Raw genomic sequence first — 4,238 nt, forward strand, 5'->3', positions numbered from 1 at the left:
ACCCGGACCCGGCCCGGCCCGGCCCGCCCGCGGACGACGGTGCGCCGGACGCCGAGAGGGCGGAGAACACCCTCGGCACCCTGCTGGCCGGGCTGGACGTCGCCGTGCTGCCGGTCGACCTGGCCGCCGAACTCGAGGACGTGTCCGACAGGGTCGCGATGGCGCGGAGTTTCTACAACGACGCGGTCCGCGACACCAGGACCCTGCGCGAGAAGGGGACCGTCAGGGCGCTCCGACTCGCGGGGCGCGCCCCGATGCCCGACTACGTCGAACTCGTCGACCACCCACACGCGGGAGGCTGACCCGGCGCGGTGGGGCGGCGGTTGGGGAACCGAGGTCAGGGCGACCTACACTGGACGCCTACTACGAGTCATCGACGCCAGGAAAGGCCTATTTCGTGAGCGAGCCGCAGTCCACCGAGAACACCACCGGAACCGCACGCGTCAAGCGAGGTATGGCCGAGATGCTCAAGGGTGGCGTCATCATGGACGTCGTGACCGCCGAGCAGGCGAAGATCGCCGAGGACGCCGGCGCCGTGGCCGTCATGGCCCTCGAGCGGGTCCCCGCGGACATCCGCGCGCAGGGTGGTGTCGCCCGGATGAGCGACCCCGACCTCATCGACGGGATCATCGAGGCCGTCTCCATCCCCGTGATGGCCAAGGCCCGTATCGGCCACTTCGTCGAGGCACGGATCCTCCAGGCGCTCGGCGTGGACTACGTCGACGAGTCCGAGGTCCTCACCCCGGCCGACTACGCCAACCACATCGACAAGTTCGAGTTCACCGTGCCGTTCGTCTGTGGCGCCACCAACCTCGGCGAGGCGCTGCGGCGCATCACCGAGGGCGCGGCGATGATCCGCTCCAAGGGCGAGGCAGGTACGGGTGACGTGTCCAACGCCACCACGCACATGCGCAAGATCCGCCAGGAGATCCGCCGCCTGCAGAACCTGCCCGAGGACGAGCTCTACGTGGCCGCCAAGGAGCTCCAGGCGCCGTACGACCTGGTCAAGGAGGTGGCGCGCAACGGCAAGCTCCCCGTGGTGCTGTTCACCGCCGGCGGCATCGCCACCCCCGCCGACGCCGCGATGATGATGCAGCTCGGCGCCGAGGGCGTGTTCGTCGGCTCGGGGATCTTCAAGTCCGGCAACCCGTCCGAGCGCGCGAAGGCGATCGTCAAGGCCACCACCTTCCACGACGACCCGGAGACCCTGGCGAAGATCTCCCGTGGCCTGGGCGAGGCCATGGTGGGCATTAACGTGGACGACATCCCGGAGCCGCACCGGCTCGCCGAGCGGGGCTGGTGACCCACCGGTGGCCAAGATCGAGGACATCCTCGCGATCGAGCGCATCGACCGCGATCTCTACCGCGGTCACCCGATCGAGACCCACCTGCAGCGCACCTTCGGCGGCCAGGTCGCCGGTCAGACCCTGACCGCCGCGGTCAGCACCGTCGACGACGACAAGCACGTCCATTCGCTCCACGGTTACTTCATCCGGCCGGGGATCCCGTCGGCTCCCACCGTCTTCCAGGTGGACCGGCTGCGGGACGGTCGGAGCTTCGCCACCCGGCGGGTCACCGCGATCCAGGAGGGCGAGCCCATCTTCTCGATGTCGGCCTCCTTCCACCTCCGCGACCAGGAGGGGATCGAGCATCAGGACCCGATTCCCGACGTGATCGACGCCGAGGAGATCCCCGCGCCGCGGTACGAGGACCTGGACGAGACCCACCGTGTCTTCGTGGACGAGTGGGCGCAGTGGGACATCCGGATGGTGCCGCCCGACAAGCTCCGCGGATCCTCGCAGATCGCCTCACAGCAGAGGGTGTGGTTCCGGTGCGTGGACGAACTGCCGGACGACCCCAACTTCCACGTGTGCACGCTCGCCTACATGTCGGACATGACCCTGCTGAGCTCGGCCAAGGTCATCCACCCCGATGAGCCCACCCAGGACGCCTCCCTGGACCACGCGATGTGGTTCCTGCGCCCGTTCCGGGCCGACGACTGGCTGCTGTACGACCAGACGTCCCCGTCCGCCTTCGGCGGCCGGGCCCTCACCCAGGGCCGCATCTTCGACCGGACGGGGCGCCTCGTCGCGGCGGTCACCCAGGAGGGGTTGTCGCGTCGCCTCCGGGAGGGGGCGCAGCCCTTCCCTGTGGACCTGTCGGGCACCGGGTCCGACCGCACCGCAGCCGCCCGCGGGGACGCCGGTTCCCGCGGGGACCACAGGTGAGCGCGGCGAATCGCCCCCGGATCGGCGTGCTCGCCCTCCAGGGCGACGTCGCCGAACACCTGCGCCACCTGGAGACCGTCGGGGCGGAGGCCGTCACCGTGCGCCGCCGATCGGAGCTGGACACGGTCGACGGGCTCGTGCTGCCCGGCGGTGAGTCGACCGCGATGAGCCGCCTACTGGACGTGTACGACATGTACCAGCCGGTGTCCGAGCGGATCTCGGGCGGGATGCCCGTGTACGGCTCGTGCGCGGGGATGATCCTGCTGGCCTCCGTGGTGCTCGACACCCGCCCGGACGCCACGTGGTTCTCCGCCATCGACATGACCGTCCGGCGCAACGCCTTCGGGCGGCAGGTCGACTCGTTCGAGGCCGACCTCGTCGTCGACGCCCTCGGCCCCGACCCGTTTCGGACGGTCTTCATCCGGGCACCGTGGGTGGAGACGGTGGGACCGGACGTCGAGGTACTCGCCGGCGTCCGCGCCTCGGACGGCGAGGATCACGTGGTCGCGGTGCGCCAGGGCAACGCCCTCGCGACCTCGTTCCACCCCGAGGTCACCGACGACGTGCGCGTCCATCGGTACTTCCTCGACATGGTCAGGGCGGCGACCTCGTAGAGTGGGCCGTCAGCGACACCCGTAAGTCACCCGGAGGTCATCCAGGCCTCACCCCAGACACCCCGGAGGGCGGAACTCCCCATGTCAGGCCATTCCAAGTGGGCCACCACCAAGCACAAGAAGGCGGCGATCGACTCCAAGCGCGGCAAGCTCTTCGCCAAACTCGTCAAGAACATCGAGGTGGCGGCCCGCACGGGTGGCGGTGACCCCGACGGCAACCCGACGCTGTTCGACGCCATCCAGAAGGCCAAGAAGAACTCGGTCCCGGGCGACAACGTCGAGCGCGCGCGGCGGCGCGGCGCCGGCGAGGAGGCCGGCGGCGCCGACTGGGAGACGATCATGTACGAGGGCTACGGCCCGAACGGCGTGGCGATGCTCATCGAGTGCCTCACGGACAACCGCAACCGCGCGGCCATGGAGGTCCGCACGGCCATGACCCGTAACGGCGGCAACCTGGCCGACCCGGGCTCCGTGGCCTACCTCTTCGCCCGGAAGGGTGAGATCGTCCTGGACAAGGGCGAGCTCGAGGAGGACGACGTCCTGATGGCGGTGCTCGAGGCGGGGGCCGAGGAGGTCAACGACCTCGGCGACCGCTTCGAGGTCATCTGCGAACCCACCGACCTCGTCCAGGTCCGCACGGCGCTCCAGGAGGCCGGGATCGACTACGACTCGGCCGAGTCGGGCTTCCGGGCCTCCGTCGAGGTCACCGTCGACGCCGAGGGGGCGGGGAAGATCTTCCGCCTGATCGACGCGCTCGAGGACTCCGACGACGTCCAGAACGTCTACTCGAACGTGGATATCCCCGACGACGTGCTGGCGGCCCTGGACTCCTGACGGCCGCGTCGCTGGTAGGGTCTCGAACGTAGGTTCTACCACTGGTCGGCGGAGGTTCGATGCGCGTCATGGGAGTGGACCCCGGGCTGACCCGGTGCGGTCTCGCGTTGATCGAGACGGCACCGGGCCGCGCCGTCACCGCTCTCGACGTGGACGTGGTGCGGACGAGTGCGGACGAACCGCTCGAGCGTCGCCTGCGGGCGGTGCACGAGGTGGCCGACGAGTGGATGGCCGTTCACCGGCCCGACGTGGTGGCCATCGAGCGTGTGTTCGCCCAGAACCAGGTGTCCACCGCGATGGGCACGGCGCAGGCGGCCGGGGTCGTGGCCATGGCCGCGGCGTACCGGGACATCCCGGTCGCGTTCCACACCCCCTCCGAGGTCAAGGCCGCCGTCACGGGCAGCGGTCGCGCCGACAAGAAGCAGATGACCCTGATGATCACGCGGATCCTCGGCCTCCAGAAGCCCCCGAGCCCGGCGGACGCCGCGGACGCCCTGGCGCTGGCGGTCTGCCACAGCTGGCGGGCGCCCATGCAGGGCCGGGTGGCCGCGCTCGACGCCCA

At 70.3% G+C, this 4,238-nt stretch carries 5 protein-coding genes and 1 pseudogene; all 6 read left to right on the top strand.

All coding sequences use genetic code 11. From position 1 onward, the window contains the following. Nucleotides 1-302 (top strand): annotated as a pseudogene (locus G6017_RS05545) (NUDIX hydrolase); the annotation flags it as partial. A gap of 95 nt (nucleotides 303-397) precedes the next feature. Continuing rightward, nucleotides 398-1,303 (top strand): pyridoxal 5'-phosphate synthase lyase subunit PdxS, encoded by a 906-nt coding sequence (gene pdxS, locus G6017_RS05550; RefSeq protein ID WP_182610073.1) that lies wholly within the window; start codon nucleotides 398-400, stop codon nucleotides 1,301-1,303. Between the two features lie 7 nt (nucleotides 1,304-1,310). Next, nucleotides 1,311-2,228, top strand: coding sequence for an acyl-CoA thioesterase (locus tag G6017_RS05555; protein WP_179525381.1), 918 nt, complete (start codon nucleotides 1,311-1,313; stop codon nucleotides 2,226-2,228). Next, entirely contained in the window at nucleotides 2,225-2,842 is a 618-nt protein-coding gene (gene pdxT / locus G6017_RS05560; protein WP_179525380.1) for a pyridoxal 5'-phosphate synthase glutaminase subunit PdxT, read from the top strand. The genes G6017_RS05555 and pdxT overlap by 4 nt, the downstream gene beginning before the upstream one ends. An 81-nt stretch (nucleotides 2,843-2,923) precedes the next feature. Beyond that, nucleotides 2,924-3,676 carry a YebC/PmpR family DNA-binding transcriptional regulator gene (locus G6017_RS05565; RefSeq protein WP_182610072.1) on the top strand — a complete coding sequence of 251 codons (753 nt, stop codon included), beginning with the start codon at nucleotides 2,924-2,926 and terminating at the stop codon, nucleotides 3,674-3,676. 59 nt (nucleotides 3,677-3,735) lie between these two features. After that, a partial coding sequence (gene ruvC / locus G6017_RS05570; RefSeq protein WP_182616322.1) for a crossover junction endodeoxyribonuclease RuvC occupies nucleotides 3,736-4,238 on the top strand: 503 nt, incomplete at its 3' end.

The sequence above is a fragment of the Dietzia sp. B44 genome (assembly GCF_014145245.1).
In the GTDB taxonomy this organism is placed as follows: domain Bacteria; phylum Actinomycetota; class Actinomycetes; order Mycobacteriales; family Mycobacteriaceae; genus Dietzia; species Dietzia natronolimnaea.

What these genes read in the sequence shown, in the direction of transcription:
- G6017_RS05565 (WP_182610072.1), top strand. Translation starts at nt 2,924, where the DNA reads ATGTCAGGCCATTCCAAGTGGGCCACCACCAAGCACAAGAAGGCGGCG.